The organism is Halovenus carboxidivorans, assembly GCF_009831575.1.
Classification (GTDB): domain Archaea; phylum Halobacteriota; class Halobacteria; order Halobacteriales; family Haloarculaceae; genus Halovenus; species Halovenus carboxidivorans.
The window spans coordinates 210821-226414 of the sequence record NZ_WUUT01000003.1 but is presented as its reverse complement, the minus strand read 5'-3'; the positions used below and the strand labels follow the sequence as shown (position 1 = coordinate 226414).

Annotated in this window: 16 protein-coding genes; 6 read left to right on the top strand and 10 right to left on the bottom strand. The window is 66.5% G+C overall.

What is annotated here, in order from left to right; genetic code table 11:
* The first annotated feature begins 19 nt into the window (after nucleotides 1-19).
* From GRX03_RS09125 to GRX03_RS09115, 3 genes are all read left to right on the top strand, one after another.
* The gene (locus GRX03_RS09125; RefSeq protein ID WP_159763895.1) at nucleotides 20-487 is read left to right on the top strand and encodes a cupin domain-containing protein; all 468 of its coding nucleotides are present in this window, start codon (nucleotides 20-22) and stop codon (nucleotides 485-487) included.
* Nucleotides 488-570: 83 nt separating this feature from the next.
* Nucleotides 571-1155: an NAD(P)/FAD-dependent oxidoreductase gene (locus GRX03_RS09120; protein ID WP_159763894.1), complete on the top strand. Its 585-nt coding sequence runs from the start codon at nucleotides 571-573 to the stop codon at nucleotides 1153-1155.
* Nucleotides 1156-1215: 60 nt separating this feature from the next.
* Entirely contained in the window at nucleotides 1216-1698 is a 483-nt protein-coding gene (locus tag GRX03_RS09115; protein ID WP_159763893.1) for a redoxin domain-containing protein, read from the top strand.
* A gap of 13 nt (nucleotides 1699-1711) precedes the next feature.
* On the opposite strand, the gene GRX03_RS09110 is transcribed toward GRX03_RS09115, so the two are convergent.
* On the bottom strand, nucleotides 1712-2725 hold the full coding sequence (locus GRX03_RS09110) for an alcohol dehydrogenase catalytic domain-containing protein (RefSeq protein WP_159763892.1): 1014 nt from the start codon (nucleotides 2723-2725) through the stop codon (nucleotides 1712-1714).
* A 92-nt stretch (nucleotides 2726-2817) separates the two neighbouring features.
* On the opposite strand from GRX03_RS09110, the gene GRX03_RS09105 reads away from it, so the two are divergent.
* From GRX03_RS09105 to GRX03_RS09095, 3 genes are all read left to right on the top strand, one after another.
* Nucleotides 2818-4239 (top strand): dihydrolipoyl dehydrogenase, encoded by a 1422-nt coding sequence (locus GRX03_RS09105; protein WP_159763891.1) that lies wholly within the window; start codon nucleotides 2818-2820, stop codon nucleotides 4237-4239.
* Nucleotides 4240-4320: 81 nt separating this feature from the next.
* Nucleotides 4321-4626, top strand: coding sequence for a putative quinol monooxygenase (locus GRX03_RS09100; RefSeq protein ID WP_159764174.1), 306 nt, complete (start codon nucleotides 4321-4323; stop codon nucleotides 4624-4626).
* Between the two features lie 154 nt (nucleotides 4627-4780).
* The gene (locus GRX03_RS09095; RefSeq protein ID WP_159763890.1) at nucleotides 4781-5137 is read left to right on the top strand and encodes a DsrE family protein; all 357 of its coding nucleotides are present in this window, start codon (nucleotides 4781-4783) and stop codon (nucleotides 5135-5137) included.
* Nucleotides 5138-5141: 4 nt separating this feature from the next.
* Here the strand turns inward: GRX03_RS09095 and GRX03_RS09090 are convergent, their stop codons facing one another.
* The 9 genes from GRX03_RS09090 to GRX03_RS09050 form a co-directional block, all read right to left on the bottom strand.
* A complete protein-coding gene (locus GRX03_RS09090; protein ID WP_159763889.1) occupies nucleotides 5142-6287 on the bottom strand; it encodes an acyl-CoA dehydrogenase family protein in 1146 nt (381 codons plus the stop codon).
* 42 nt (nucleotides 6288-6329) lie between these two features.
* Nucleotides 6330-6731, bottom strand: coding sequence for a hypothetical protein (locus GRX03_RS09085; protein ID WP_159763888.1), 402 nt, complete (start codon nucleotides 6729-6731; stop codon nucleotides 6330-6332).
* A 141-nt stretch (nucleotides 6732-6872) separates the two neighbouring features.
* Nucleotides 6873-7388 (bottom strand): AAA family ATPase, encoded by a 516-nt coding sequence (locus GRX03_RS09080; protein WP_201289209.1) that lies wholly within the window; start codon nucleotides 7386-7388, stop codon nucleotides 6873-6875.
* Nucleotides 7389-7418: 30 nt separating this feature from the next.
* Nucleotides 7419-8009 carry a 5' nucleotidase, NT5C type gene (locus GRX03_RS09075; RefSeq protein ID WP_159763886.1) on the bottom strand — a complete coding sequence of 197 codons (591 nt, stop codon included), beginning with the start codon at nucleotides 8007-8009 and terminating at the stop codon, nucleotides 7419-7421.
* Between the two features lie 232 nt (nucleotides 8010-8241).
* A complete protein-coding gene (locus GRX03_RS09070; RefSeq protein WP_159763885.1) occupies nucleotides 8242-8475 on the bottom strand; it encodes a hypothetical protein in 234 nt (77 codons plus the stop codon).
* 201 nt (nucleotides 8476-8676) lie between these two features.
* On the bottom strand, nucleotides 8677-11058 hold the full coding sequence (locus GRX03_RS09065) for a DEAD/DEAH box helicase (protein WP_368278315.1): 2382 nt from the start codon (nucleotides 11056-11058) through the stop codon (nucleotides 8677-8679).
* A gap of 86 nt (nucleotides 11059-11144) precedes the next feature.
* A complete protein-coding gene (locus tag GRX03_RS09060) occupies nucleotides 11145-11333 on the bottom strand; it encodes a hypothetical protein (protein ID WP_159763884.1) in 189 nt (62 codons plus the stop codon).
* 136 nt (nucleotides 11334-11469) lie between these two features.
* A complete protein-coding gene (locus tag GRX03_RS09055; protein WP_159763883.1) occupies nucleotides 11470-12435 on the bottom strand; it encodes a transcriptional regulator in 966 nt (321 codons plus the stop codon).
* Between the two features lie 76 nt (nucleotides 12436-12511).
* Entirely contained in the window at nucleotides 12512-15535 is a 3024-nt protein-coding gene (locus GRX03_RS09050) for a GLUG motif-containing protein (protein WP_159763882.1), read from the bottom strand.
* Nucleotides 15536-15594 lie beyond the last annotated feature (59 nt).

The following is a 15594-nucleotide window of genomic DNA, read 5'->3' as shown; positions in this document are numbered from 1 at the left end:
GGTCGGTCGATGGGCCGGTATGGAGAAGGTCCGGATCGACGAGATCGACCGGCGGATCGACGTTTCGACCGACCAGCGGCCGCTGACGAAGGCGCTCGGCGCGAGTGATCTCGCGTTGAACTACTACGAACTCGCGCCCGGGGACAGCCCTGCGTACGGTTATCACAAACACGAGCGCCAGGAGGAAGTCTTCTATCTGCAACAGGGGGAGATGACCTTCGAGACGGAAGCGGGGGAGGTCGTGCTCGAAGGCGGCGAGGCGATCCGGTTCGGTCCGGGAGAGTACCAGCGCGGGGTCAACACCGGATCGGAGCGTGCCGTGTTGCTGGCGGTCGGTGCGCCGCAGGACGGCGGTGACGTCGAGATTCTGCGGGAGTGTCCGGAGTGTGGCGACCGAACGCCGACGACCGTCGAGTTAGCGGCGGATCGGGAGGGGAAGATCACGAGATGTCTGGCGTGTGGGACGGAGACCGGGTACTTCGAGTGACCGGCAGGTCCCCGCCGCATCCGTCAGGAAGTTTCACGGGTGTTACTCCGGTATTTATCACGGACTCGCTCCAACGTTCGAGTATGAGTTCTGTTGTAATCGTCGGCGGTGGTCCCGCCGGCCTCAGCGCTGCACTGTTCACCGCAAAGAACGGCCTCGAAACGACCGTCTTCGACACGGACGGCACGTGGATGCACAAGGCACACCTGTTCAACTACCCCGGAATCGGCTCGGTCGACGGTTCCGTGTACATCGAGACGCTGCGCGATCAGGTCGACGACTTCGGCGTCGAGCGCGAACAGGGAACCGAAGTGACCGGCGTCGAATCGAACGGAGACGGCTTCACCGTCACGACCGAGGAGGGCGACCACGAGGCCGATTACGTCGTCCTCGCGACCGGGGCCAACCGCGACCTCGCGGAGGAACTCGGCTGTGAGTTCACCGACGAGGAGACCGTCGACGTCGACGTGTCGATGGAGACCTCCGTCGAGGGCGCGTACGCGACGGGTGCGATGGTCCGCGCCGAGGAGTGGCAGGCGGTCATCTCCGCCGGCGACGGCGCCGCCGCCGCGCTCAACATCCTCAGCGAGGAGAAAGGCGAACACTACCACGACTTCGACGTGCCGGCAGACGCCGAGGAACTGTTCGGTTCGCTCACCGAGGAGTAACGCGGTAGCGTCGGCCGACCCTGCTAAATTCTTTTGCCGTCACCCGCGCAATACCGGGGTATGATCACAGCAGGAGAGACGGCCCCGGAGTTCACCGCACCGCTCGCATACGGCGACGACGAAGTCGGCACGTTCGCGCTGTCGGAGCGATTATCGGACGGGCCGCTGGTGCTCGCGTTCTTTCCGGGGGCGTTCACGCCGACGTGTTCGCACGAGATGGACGCGTTCCAGACGCGCCTCTCCGAGTTCGAGGACGCCGGCGCGACAATCTACGGCGTCAGCGTCGACTCGCCGTTCGCGCTGAGCGCCTTTCGGGATCAACTCGGTCTCGACTACGCGCTGGTGAGCGACGCGAACCGGGAGATAATCGACGCGTTCGGCGTGTCGATGGACTGGGAGGAGTACGGCCTTCGAGAGTTCTCCAAGCGTGCCGTCTTCGTCGTCGGCAGCGACGGCGAGGTGACCTACTCGTGGGTTCGAGACGACACGACGACCGAGCCCGATTACGACGAGGTTCTCGACGCCGCAGACGCCGCGACCTGAGAGGCGTCCGTCGCTACGGCGTCACGACTAGCTTCCCGACGCTATCTCGGTTTTTCATCGCCCTGAACGCCTCCGCAGTCTCTTCGAGCGGGTACGTCTCGTCGATCTCCGGGTCGAGATCGCCCGACGCGACGAGATCGACGAGCCGTCTGAGGTCGTCCTGGGTCCCCATCGTACTGCCGATGATCCGCTTGTGGCCGAGGAACAGTCCCGCGACATCGAACTCGGATCGACCACCGGCAGTGCGACCACAGACGGCCATCCGGCCGCCGCGACGCAGTACGGAGAGTCCGAGATCGGTGTACTCGCCGCCGAGGTGGTTCATCACGGCGTCTGGCTTCCCGATCTCCTCGACCGCGGGGCGGATCTGTTCGGGATCTGTCCCCTCGATCGCGTGGTCGAGCCCCAGCGATTCGACGGTCGAGAGCTTGCTCGCCGAGGAGGAGGTGCCGACCGTCTCGGCGCCGAGCACGTCCGCGAGCTGGACGCAGGCGACGCCGACGCCGCCGGTCGCGCCGGGAACGAAGACCAGATCCGTCGGGCCCACCTCCGCCCGGCGGAGCATGTGGTAGGCGGTCATGTAGGCGGTCGGAACCGCAGCGGCGGTCGTGAACTCGACCGATTCGGGTAACTGAAGCAGTCGGTCGGCGCTGACCGCCGCGGACTCGGCGAGGCCGCCGTGGAACAGCGAGAAGGACTCACAGAGGTTCTCCGGCCCCTCCCGGCAGAACCGACAGCTCCCGCAGGTCTCGTTCGGGCACAGGAGCACCCGATCGCCCGGTTCGACGCCCCGTACGTCCCCGCCGACCGCCCGGACCTCGCCGGCGACATCGAGGCCGCTGACGAACGGGAGGTTGTCGCCGTCGACCATCGCTGAGTCGCCGTCGAGAATCCAGAGGTCGTGGTGGTTGATCGCACACGCGCGGACGTCGACGACCGCCTCTCCGCGCTCGGGTTCGGGTGTCGGTTGGTCGATGATCGAGACGCCGTCCGGACCGATCAGTTCGGTGAAGGCTGCAGCGCGCATACACACAGTTCCGGCGTCTGTCGGTTAAACCGTACGGGTGCCCCCAACGGCCGGGCCGGACTTTCTTCAGCGTCGCCGCCGGAGTTCACCCCATGGACGAGTACGACTTTCTCGTGATCGGCTCGGGATCGGGGCTGGACGTGGCGAACGCGGCGGTGAACCAGGGGCAGTCGGTCGCCGTCGTCGAGAAGGGGCCGCTCGGCGGCACCTGCCTGAACCGCGGCTGTATCCCCTCGAAACACCTGTTGTATCACGCCGACGTGCTCGAAACGATCGAACGCGCCGAGGAGTATCACATCGACGCCGAAGTGACCGACGTGGACTTTTCGCGGATCGTCCGGGAGGTCAACGAGGAGGTCTCGGCGGATTCTGACTCGATCCGACGGGGGCTGTCCTCGTCGCCGGATCACGACCTCTACGACGGCGAGGCCCGGTTCATCGACGAGCGAACGGTCGAGATTTCCGGCGGGGAAGACGACGGCGCACGAATGCGGGCCGAGACCGTACTCATCGCCGCGGGTACGCGGCCGACGATTCCCGACATCGAGGGTATCGAGGACACCGACTATCTCACGAGCACCGAAGCGCTCCAGCTAGAATCACCGCCGGAGCGTCTCGTCATCGTCGGCGGCGGCTACATCGCCGCCGAACTCGGCCACTTCTTCGGCACCTTCGGCAGCGAGGTGACGATCATCGGCCGGCGGCCGAATCTGCTTCCCGATGCCGACGAGGAGGTCGCCGAGGCCGTTACGGAGCGATACGCCGACCGGTACACCGTCCACACCGGCCACGCCGCCACGGCCGTCTCGCAGGACGGCGACGAAATCACCGTCGAGGCCAAGCCCTACGAGTACGGCGACGACGCTGGAACTGTCGACGACGAGGGCGTCAGCGTGACCGGCGACGAACTGCTCGTCGCGGCGGGGCGTCGCCCGAACTCCGACACGCTGAATCTCGACGCGACCGGCGTCGAGACCGACGACCGCGGCTTCATCGAGACTGACGAGTATCTGCGGACGACCGCGGAGGGCGTGTGGGCGCTGGGCGATATCGTCGGGGAGTATCTGCTGAAACACAACGCCAACCACGAGGCCCAGACCGTCGTTCGCAATCTGTTCCGCGACGATCTGACGCCGGTGGAGTACAGCGTGATGCCGTGGGCTGTGTTCGCCTCACCAGAAGTCGCCGGCGTCGGCGCGACCGAAGCCGAACTGCGGGAAGCGGGCCGCGAGTACGCCACCCGAACCTACGAGTTCGACCAGACCGCCCGCGGAGACGCGATGCACGCCGACGGTTTCCTGAAGGCGATCATCGACCTCGACGGCGAGATTCTGGGCTGTCACATCATCGGCCCCGACGCCTCGACGCTGATCCAGGAGGTCGTCGTGGCGATGACGGCCGGATCCGGTACAGTACAGGATATTCGCGAGTCCGTACACATCCACCCCGCTCTGTCGGAGGTCGTCCAGCGGGGCTTCTCGGGACAGTTCAGCCGCGGCGGCCACTCGCACTGACCGGCCGGACTCGCCGGCTGACCGGAGGGCACACACGTCGGCCGTAGTTATATGGCGGAGGCACCACTCGAAGAGAGCGTAATGATCGTAGTCCACGCGACATTTCCGATCGACCCGGACGAGCGAGACCGTGTGATCGAACACATCGAGGAACTCGAAGCGAAGACCCGCCAGGAGGACGGCGTCATCGAGTACGTCGCCTCCACCGACATCGACGACCCCAACGTGATCCGCTTCACCGAGCGCTACGAGGACGAGCAAGCCCTCGGCGCGCACACCCAGACCGACCACTTCGCCGAGTTCGAGCGGATGCTCCCCGACGTACTCGCCGGCGAACCCGAAGTGATGCGGTACGACGTGGAGAACGCGGAGGAACTCGAACTGTAAGTCCGGGTTCTGTTCTTTCCCAGAGACGTCTCGGCACGAACCGACGTGTTCAACCGTGTCGATGAGCCACCGGTAATAAGCGTTCGTCGCGAACGCATCGAAGACGCCAGCCCACCCAACCGAGTTATATACGGGTGCCGTATGATCGGGCGCAATGGCAAACGCAGCAGTCGTCATTCTGGCAGGCACGGACGGACACGAGAACATGGGTCGAGTCGTCAACGGTCTCGAAACGGCGCGGGAGTTCGCCGAAACCGACGGCGACGAGGTCGAACTCATCTTCGACGGCGCGGGGACGCAGTGGATCCCCGAACTCGAAGACGAGGAGCACGACTATCACGACCTCTACGCGACGGTACAGGATCAGGCGGCCGCCTGTGACTACTGTGCTGGAGCGTTCGGCGTCGAGGACGCCGTCGCCGACGCCGGCGTCGTCACTCTCGACGACCACGACGGTCACCCGAGCATCCGATCGCTGGTCGACGACGACTACGAGATCATCACATTCTGAGGGGTCACAGCAGTTCGCCGGCGATGATGTTTTTCTGAATCTCGCTGGTGCCGTCGTAGATCTTCGTGATGCGGGCGTCGCGGTAGAACCGTTCGACCGGATGGTCGGAGACGTAGCCCGCCCCGCCGAAGACCTGTAACGCCTCGTCGGTCACGTCGACGGCGTGTTCGCTCGCGAATAGCTTCGCCATGCTGGCGAAGCGAGTCACGCGGGAGGGATCGTCGGATTCCAGCGCCGCGGCCGCCCGGTAGGTCATCGACCGCGCCGCCTCCACGGCGGTCGCCATCTCCGCGAGTTTGTGCTGGATGGCCTGGTACTCCGCGATCGGTTGACCGCCCTGCTCGCGCTCGCGGGCGTACTCGACGGCCGCGTCGAGGGCGGCCTGTGCGACGCCGGTCGACTGGGCGGCTACGTCCGCACGGGCGGGCGCGAAAAACTCCATCAACTGGTAAAATCCCTGATCGACCTCGCCGACGACGTTCTCGGCGGGGACTCGCAGGTCGTCGATGACGATTTCGGCGGTGTCCTGAGCGTGGATGCCGAGTTTGTTCGTGATCCGGGTGGCGTCGTAGCCGTCGACGTCGGTCGGCGTCAGGAAGGCGGTGATCCCCTCGTGGCCGGCCTCCGGCGTCGTCTTCGCCATGATGATCGCCACGTCGGCGACGGTGCCGTTGGTGATCCACATCTTGTCGCCGTTGATGACGTACTCGTCGCCATCCCGTTCAGCCCGGGTTTCCATCCCCGCGACGTTCGAGCCGTGGGCCGCCTCGCTGATCCCGGTGGCGATGGGCGTCTCGCCGGCGGTGATCTTCGGGAGCCACTGTTCGCACATCCACTCGTCACCGTACTCCAGCAGCATCTCGGTGCCGAAGCGGGCGGCGGCGATCGAGCCTCCGATACCGGGGTCGGCGCGCCACAACTCCTCGGTGACGATCAGTTCCGAGAGGTGGCCCATCCCCGCACCGCCGTACTCCTCGGGAACGTTCGGCGCGACCAGGTCGAGATCACCCGCGGCCGAGAGCAGGTCGGTCGGGTACCGCTGTTCGGCTTCGTACTCCGCGGCGACCGGCCGAATCTCGTTGTCCCCGAACTCCCGGACCGTCTCGCGGATCAACTGCTGTTCGTCTGTCAGACTGAACTGGCTGCTCATACGATTCGGGACGGGACGGACCCGAAAAAGCGTGATGCCCGTTCACGCGGGTCCGCTCTCGTCTGTCGACGCACCCGAGAGCGCGACGACGGCGAGATACAGCGCCCCGAGCAACCGCGCGGCCGGGCGCACCCACGGACGGAGTTCGAGGTCGCTCGAGTTCTCGTAGGCGAAGGACTGGCTGAACCGGATCAGCGGCGTCGGATACACCACCGCTAACGCGCCGGTCGCGCCGAGGAGTCGACTCGTCAGCGGTGACTGGTCGCGACCGCGTACGAGCACCCAGACGAACAGTGCGCCTTCGAGTCTGGCTAGCAGGGCGGCCCGGGGGCGGAGTTGGGCGTGGTCGGGGTTTTCGAGACCGATCCGCTCGCAGGCCTCGATGATCGGTTTCGGGGCGACGATTTCGACCAGGCCGAACAGGATCAGGAGTGTGCGAATCATACACATGGTTGTTCTCACAGCGGCGATAAATGTCTCTCGGCGGCACTCAGGGGGGCAGTCGGCGTACGAGCGCGACCCGGGGTGCCCGCCGAGGTCGGATATCTCGTGAGTTAGATGGCTTCTAACGGGGGAAGTCGGGCGTTACTCCCGAATCGTCCCCAACAGTTTCCGGTCGACTCGACTGCGCGTCGTCGGGAGCGAACCGCCGTTGTCGATGACGACGTGCTCGCGGTCGATGGCCTCGAACTGTTCGCGGTGTTTCTGGTAGACCGAGAGGTCGGCGTCGCTCGCGTCGTCAGTCCGCGCTTCGAGTCGTTCCCGGACGGTGTCCGGCGGACAGGTGACGCGAACGAAGTAGACCGTCGCATCGGTCTCGGCAGCGATAGCGGCGGCCTGCTCGCGCTTGTCCGCCTCCTTGAACGTCCCGTCGACGACCACGTCCTCGCCCGCCGCCAGGCGCTGGCGGGCGCGGTCGAGCAGTTCGTCGTACGTTCGGCGCATCTCCTCGGCCGTGTACTCCGGTTCGTCGAAGAGATCGTAGCGCACCTCGTCGCTCCGGAGTCGAACGGCCGAGAGCTGGTCGGCGGTGTACGCCGAGACGGTCGATTTCCCGACGCCCGGAAGCCCGCAGTAGACGATCAGCAGTGGTCCGCTCACACTCCCAGTTCTCGCGTGCGGGCACATATGTCATCCGGCTTCGCCCGGCACTTCGGTATCGAAAACTAACAGGTCGAGTACGTCTTCCCACGTCTGAACGCGGTACGCGCGGTCGTGATCGATCCGCTCGGTGTACGGGCGGTCGAACGCCAGTCCGGTCATCCCCGCCCGGACCGCGTCGGTCACGTTGCCGTGGTAGTCGTCGATCAGGACGTCCCCGGACACCTCGGCTTTGCTCTCCGGCACGTCGGAGACGTAGTGATCGTAGGTCATCCCCTGTTCGGCCAGCCACTCCCGGGTGAGATCGTGCGTGTCAGATGGCCGGTGGGTGACGATCCAGATCTCGTAGCCGGCGTCCGACAGCGTCTCCAGCGCCGCCTCGCTCCCCGAGACCGGATCGAGGTCGGCGAGAAACCACTCGGGGCGGCGCTCGAACAGTTCCGTGATTACCTCGCTGATGCCCAGCCCCACCGACTCGAACTGGTAGCTCCAGTCGGTGATCTCCGCTGGCGTTACGTCGAGCCCGTACTCGAGTTCGAGATACTCACAGAGCCGCGGCATATTTCGACAGAGCGTCCCGTCGACATCGACCAACAGCCGCTCGTCCGCCGTCTCGCTCATACCAGAGGTTGGAGCTGCGTGGGTAAATGGACATCCATCTCCAATGGGTTGGGCCGCCCGCAGTACCGGGTTTCCAGCCGTACAGCACGGGGCGAGTGGCCGGGTGATACCGGTCGGTTACGAGAGTGAGACCGTGTCGGAGCGCACGCGTGTTGTCCGAAAACGGAGTAGAGGGGGCGTCAACGGGAACCACAGGGGTGGCAGAGAGGACCCACCCGGCCGCCGGCGCGGGTCAGCGCTTGTACTCTCTGCCGAGCACGAGGGCGGCGACGTTCGCGCTGACGACTCCGGTCAGGATGGTGGGCGACTGCTGGGCGATGCCGGAGACGATCAGCCAGAGCAGTACGAACGGGAGGACGACTGCGGCCCAGAATCCGAGCGCTCGGAGGGGGTATTTGACTGCGGTTCGGAGACTGATGCCGCGGTCCGCGCCTGCGGTCGAGTCGGAGGGGAATGCACTTGACATGGGTCCTCTCTGTACTCCTCTATACGGACTATCCCCCAATATAAAGGGGAGACGGCTAGAGAGATTTCACCTCATTTTCAGCCGCTCCAACATAAATTATCGCCGTTCAGACGATCCAATTCGTTTTAAGACGCCACGAGAGAGCGTCAGAATTTTTACTTCGATTTCTGAGGCCGTTTCAGCGATCGGGCCGGTGAGGGACTACCGTCGGACGCGGACCGTCCGCGAGCGGGTGATCGGTCGGATCGGCAGTTCGGGGAAGACGACGCGGATCTCGAAGTCGAGTTCGTCGGTGTCGCCGCCGAAGACGCCGACGGGGAGAGTGGCCTCGCCGAGGTAGGTGCTCTTTTCCGTCATCTCGACGCCGTTGACCCGGACCGTGACCGTCGCGCGGGCGCTGCCGGCCGTCGAGCGGACGGTGACCTCCCGCAGGTCGCGCTCGCCGCGTGGGATCGACTCGGGGAACTCCCCCCAGTCGACGGCGATGGCAGGGAGATCAGCGGCGCTGTCGACGATCTGTTCGGCGACGCCACCGGAGAGGCCAGCGGCGGACAGTTCCGGGGGAGTCGCCGCCGCGACGGCGGCCGGAGAGTCGTAGCCGGCGGCGGCGAGAGTTCCCGCTCGGGTCGATCCCACGCCGTCGATTGCGGTCAGGCCGACCGCGTCGTCGCTGACACCGGTCTCGACCCGGGCTTCGATCCGGCAGACGAGATTCGCCTGTGTTGCCGTCCCGAACCGGTCGACGATAGCCCGGAGCGAGGCGAGCAGCCGCAGGGCGTTCTGTCTGATCACCCAGGCGTCGCTGCGCAGCGCGGCCGGCGTAGTGCCGTCCATCGCCGACTTCAGGATCGCGAGCACCTTCCGGCTCCCGGGGTCGAGACTCGTCGCCCGGTCGCCGAGCACCGCCTCGACGGCACCTTCTTCGTCCGAGCGGGCGCTGACGCTATCGAACTCGCCGGCCGTCGCGACGGCGGTCAGCACCTCCAGTTCGGTGAGATCGGTCCGGTCCGCGAGGGTGGCGAAATGCCGCGCAGTCGAGAGTTCGAGGTAGAACTTCGAGGTGAGCCGCCCGAGTGCCGTGGGCTCGACCGAGAGGCCGTCCATCTCGACGAATCCGCGGTCGACGAGCCACTCCAGGGTCTCGCTGACCCGGTTTCGAAGCTCGTCGCCGGCGACGTACTCCGAGCCGCGTTTCGCCCGGACGTAGTAGAAGGTGGTTTCCAGCCAGTCCATCGCGTCGTCGATATCCTGGACAGTCCCGAGTGCGATTTCGGCGTTGAGGTGGACCGCCAGATCGCTGGCCGGCGGTTCGCCGTCGACCTGTTCGTCCGAACCGGTCCGGTCCGCCAGCCGCGACTCGATGCGTTTGCCCTCCGAGAGCAACTCGCGGTACCGGCGCACCGAGTCGCCGTCACAGACCACCCAGGCGTAGCCCTTGTCGTCGTAGCCCGGCCGCCCCGCCCGGCCGAGCATCTGCAGGACATCAAGCGGGCTCATCTCCACTTCCCCCTTCAGGGGGTCGTGGTGTTTCGTATCGCGGATCACGACACACCGCGCCGGGAGGTTGACCCCCCACGCCAGCGTCGAGGTCGAAAAGAGCAGTTGAATCTTCCCCTCGCGGAACCACTGCTCGACGAGGGTCTTGTCCTCGCGGGCGAGGCCGGCGTGGTGAAAGCCGACGCCGTCGAGGACGGACTGCCGGAGCGTGTCGTCGCTCAACTGTTCGGCGTCGGTGTGGAAGTCGTAGTCGCCGCGAGCCCCCATCGGGATGTCCCGCTCGACGAGTTCGTCCCGGGCCTTCTTCGCGGCCTGGACGGTGTCCTGGCGGGAGGCGACGAACACGAGCGCCTGCCCGTCCTCGCGGATGTGCGGCTCCGCCCGGTCCAGCGCGCGGTACAGGCGCCGGTACTTGTCGGCGAAGGCGTTCTCGCCGTGCGTGTAGGTGGTCACGTCCGCCTCCAGCGGGACGGGGCGGTACTCCTCGCCGAAGGAGAAGGTACACTCCTCGGGGGCGTCGAGCCACGCCGCGACGTCCTCGACGTTGGGCATCGTCGCCGACAGCGCGACGACGCGGGGATCACAGAGCCGTCGAAGGCGGGAGATGGTCACCTCGAGGACGCTCCCGCGCTGCTCGGAGTCGAGCAGATGCACCTCGTCGATGATACAGCAGTCGATGTCGGTCACGAAGGAGTACCGGCGGGAGTCGTGTTTCCGGGTCGCGGAGTCGGCCTTCTCCGGGGTCATCACGAGCACGTCCGCGCGCTCGGCCTTGCGAGGATTCAGGTCGCGTTCGCCCGTGACGACGTACACCGAGTAGCCGAGGTCCTCGAAGCGCTCCCACTCGCGTTCTTTCTCGTTGGTGAGCGCCCGGAGGGGAGCGAGAAACAGTGCGGTCCCGCCGGCATCGAGCGTCCGGCAGATGGCCACCTCCGCGACGGCGGTCTTCCCGCTCGCGGTGGGGGCGCTGACGACGACGTTCTCGTCGGTGTCCAGAAGCGCCGGCAGCGTCTCCGACTGCATCCGGTTGAACCGCTCGAAGGGGAACGCCTCGGTAAACGACGGCAGGACATCCGAGACGGGAATTTCCGTCTCGGCGTCGGCACTGCGTGTCACATCGGGAGACGGGGACCAGCGACAATAGGCGTTTCTGTCCCAGCACGGCGACAGCGTCAGCCGGACCGACTCAGATAGCCGACGGCGGTCGCAACTGCCGCAGCAGCGACCGCGATGGCGGCCGGTATCGTGCCGGTCGACCCGCTGAAATCCCAGCCGAACGCCACGCCGCCGACGACGGCGACGGCGAACACGCCAGCGCCGACGGCCCGCAGGAGGCGGCTGTCAGTGTGTCGGGCAGTCATCGCCGGTCCCCCGCGTTCGATCCACTGCGTTCGTCCGTGCGGTGCTGTGGGGCCCAGGGGTACTGGTAATCAGTGAACACAGAGGGAAATGTGGAGAGGATGAAAATAATCATTTTGTGAAACCGATTTCACACCGTCAGGCCGGCTCTTCTTCGATCCGATCCGCGATCAGATTGCGCAGTTCCGACCGGTCTTCGATCTGCTCCATCTCGTCTTGCTCGATGATCGCCGTACCGTCGACCGCCTCCGTGCGGGCGCGGTCGACGACGTACACCGAGTGCGTCCGGGTCACGCGGCTGACCGAGGACATGATCTTCGCGCGCTTCTGTGCGGTCTTGGTGAACTCGGAGTGACCGGTGAGCATCTGCTGTTGCTCGCCCTCGTCCTCGCTGACGGTCTTGAACGGGGCGCGGTCGGTCGGGTGAACCTCGTAGCCCACGCGGGTGAGCACCGTCACGATCGGCTCGTCTTCCTTGTCGACGTCCGGTCCCTCCGGCGGATCCTCCGGCTCACGGACCGACTCGCCGCCGTCTTCGAGCACCGACACCGGCGAAGTCAGCGGCGCGTCGAACAGCTCTTCGAGTTCGGCCGCGACCTCGACGCTCGCGTCCATCCCGTCCTCGTACTTCGAGACGGTCCGGCGGGAGACGCCGAGTTCCTTCGCGAGTCGGCCGAGCGACCAGTCGCGTTCCTGGCGGGCGTCTTGCAGCACTTCGCTGTCGATGTTGACGTAGAGGCCGCCGGGCGCGGCGTAGATCAGCGGCGGAACTTCCTCGACGAACAGATCCATCGCCGTATCCGGGGAGAGCACCGGAACGCCGTTACGGAAGTAGACGACGCCGGGATCGAGTTCCTCGTCGCGGGTCCGCAGACCGATCACGATCGGCGTCGCGTTGAGATAGGTGCCCAGCCGGCGCATCTCCGCGCCGGTCCGGGCGTCGAAGGCGTCGATATTGCCGAGAATCTTCACCAGCAACACGTCTTCGCCCCGGCGTGCCGCGACATCGAAGCTCTTCGGTCGGATCGCACAGCGGTCGCTGACGAGGAAGCCAGCGTCTTCGAGCATCGCTGTGACGTTTCCGACCAGTGCTGACCGGGACATAGTACTACCCGAAGGTAATTAGCCACCCCTTATATGAGTTGTGGCAAACATCGCCACTAACTCCGGCGGTTGGCTCTCACTGGCCGGGTCTTCCCCCGTTCGAGCCGGTATCGTTGCCCCGACGCGAGAGGAGGTAGACGACGCCGCCGAGACCCCCGACGACCCCGGTGAGGCCGAATCCCGGCCCGGATTCGTCCGTCGAATCAGCCGGGTCGGACTGGTCCCGTGATTCCCTCTGGTTCGGAGTCGGATAGCCCGCCGGATCGGTCGTCGTCGCCCAGATCCCCTCGAAATCCAGCGCCGACATATGCTCGGCGGCGTCTTCCCCCTGCATCTGGTCGGTCGAGAGGCCGCGAACGGTACCGGTGATCTCGACGCCGTCGCCGAGGGCGCTCTGCTGGCCGGTCGTTTCGGCGTCCCAGTACGAGTCCGTCACCGTCCCCGAGAAGTGGTTGAATCCCCGGTCGTTGTATCCGACGAGCGCGCCGACCGCCTCCTCGCCGTCGATTGGACCAGAGACGAGCGAGGTGACGATTCGTCCGGTCCCGAACGTGCCGGCCAGACCTCCGACGCGCGTCCCGCCACTTACGCTTCCGAGGACCCGAGAGTTCTCGATAGCTCCCCTGTAGTGGATGCCAGCGACGCCGCCGACGGTCCGTTCGCCGGAGACGCGCCCCGAGAGGGTCGAGCGCAGGATCCTCCCGCCGTTGAGACCGACGATCCCGCCGACCTCTTCCGAGGCAGTTACTGCCCCGTCGACGGTCAGGGCGCGGATCTTCCCGGATCCGTTCCGGCCGACCACGCCGCCGACGTATGTCTCGCCGGTCACGTCCCCGCTCGCGGTCGACCGTTCGACGTGGCTGCTGCCGATACGGCCGACGACGCCGCCGACCAACTCCTCTCCGGTCACGTCGCAGTCGACCGTCGAATCCAGAATACTGCCCTCGGGCATGTAGCCGACGAGGCCGCCGACCTCGTTCGCCCCAGTGACCGACCCCTCGACCGTGAGACCCTCGACGGTCTCCTCGGCGTATCCGATGGCACCGACCTGGCTCGCCGCCGGCAGGTCGACATCGAGCCTGATCGTGTGGCCGTCGCCGTCGAACTCGCCGACGAGATACGGAAGGTACAGCCCGGCAGCCTCGCCGGTGAGATCGATGTCGTCGGTCAGCCGCCAGTCGAACTGCCTGTCGTCGATGAAGCCCAGTGCGTCCCGCACGCCCCGTTCGTCGGCGATCTCGACGCGATCGTCGGAGACGGTCAACGAGTCGTACGCTTCGAGGTCGAGTTCCCTGTCGTTTGCCTCCCAGTCCTCGTACTGCTCGGCGAACAGTCCACCGGCCGTGAGGGCGGTCTCGCCGTTGAGCGATAGCTCCTCGATATTGTAGTGACTATTCGAGATGTCTCCGGGAGAGCCACCGACGAGACCGGCGATGCCGCCGTCGCCGGTGACGGATCCGGTGGCGGTTGACCCCTCGATCCCGCCGGAGTTCGTTCCGGCGAGACCGCCGACCGACTGCCCGCCGGTCACCGCCACCTCAGCCGTGGAGGTGACGACGCTTCCACTGTTCTCGCCGACGAGTCCGCCAACCTGCTCGTCGCCCTCGACCGTTCCGCTCGCCGTCGAATCGAGGATGCGACCCCGCTCGTCCTCGTCTCGGGTGAAGTCCTCGCGGTCGGCGTTCTCCCCGGCGAGCCCGCCGACGGCCGCTACGCCGGTCACGTCCACGTCGGTCGTCACGTCGGCGACTTCCCGGGACTGATTCAGTCCGACGAGGCCGCCGACCCGGTCGGCACCGGTGACCGACCCCTCGACTGAGAGGTCGACGATCTCGTCGAGACTCGCCCCAATTGCGCCGACGCGGCTCACCGCCGGCAGGTCGACATCGAGTGTGATCGTGTGGCCGTTGCCGTCGAACAGGCCAGCGACGAACGGGAAATACAGCCCGGCGTCCTCACCGGTGAGATCGATGTCGGCGGTCAACCGCCAGCCGAACGCCGAGTCGTGGACGAACGCGAGCGCGTCGCGGACTCCCTGCGCGTCGGCGAGTTCGATCACGTTTCCGTCGACCGTCAGGGAGTCGTACTCCTCGGGCGATAGCTCGCCGTCGGTCGCCTGCCACTGCTCGTACTGATCGGGGAACAGCCCCCCGACTGTGAGCGCGGACTCACCGTTGATCTGGACCGTCTCGATGTCGTAGAAACTGTTCTGGATCTCCCCGTCGTTCACCCCTACGAGGCCGCCGAGGCCGCGGTCACCGGACACAGTGCCAGTCGCCGTCGATCCCCGAACCACTCCCAGACCGCTATTTCGGCCGACCAGCCCGCCGACGTGGCGGTTGCCGGAGACGTCGTTGCTCGCCGTCGAGCCGACGATATCGCCGCCGCGGTCGGCGAGGCCGGAGATGGAGTTGTAGCCGACCAGCCCGCCGACGTCCTCGCCCCCGGTGACGGCCCCGCTGGCCGTCGACTGGCGGACGTCACCGCCGACGTACCCGACTACGCCGCCGACGTATTTCTCGCCCGTGACGGCCGCAGTCGACGTCGCTTCCGTGACGAGCCCCGGATTCTCCCCGGCGACGCCGCCGACCATCTCCGCTCCGGTCACCTCGCCGTCGACCGTCGGGGCGCGGACCTGGCCGTCGTTGTCCCCGACCAGCCCGCCGACGTGATCGCCGCCGGTGACCGCGACGTCGACGAGCGTGACGTTCCGGAGGGTGCCGGAGAGACCCCCGAACAGCCCGACGTACTCGGTATCGGGCCGGTCGACCGTCAGCCCGCGGATCTCGTAGCCGGTGCCGTCGAGCGTGCCGGCGAACTCCTCGCCCTCTTCACCGATCGGGTTCCAGCCGCCTGATCGGTTGCGAACGTGTTCGTCGTAGCCGGCCGTCTCCGGGCCGAGGTCGGCGCCGAGGACGTACTCCCGATCCGGGGCGTCGCGGACCGCGTCGAGGTCGTGCCAGTCCGTGATCTCGGTCGGCCCGTCCTGTGCGGCACCGACCCCGGCGACGGACGCGAGGCCGGTGGCCGTCGCTGCGCGGAGAAACTGCCGCCGACCGGTCGAGACCGCCGACGAGCGCGGCGCTGTCTGTTCGGCCATAGGAGTCACCGACCGCCGGAGGGGACGGCCAACGGTCGGTCTGCGCGTCGTCGTGACCG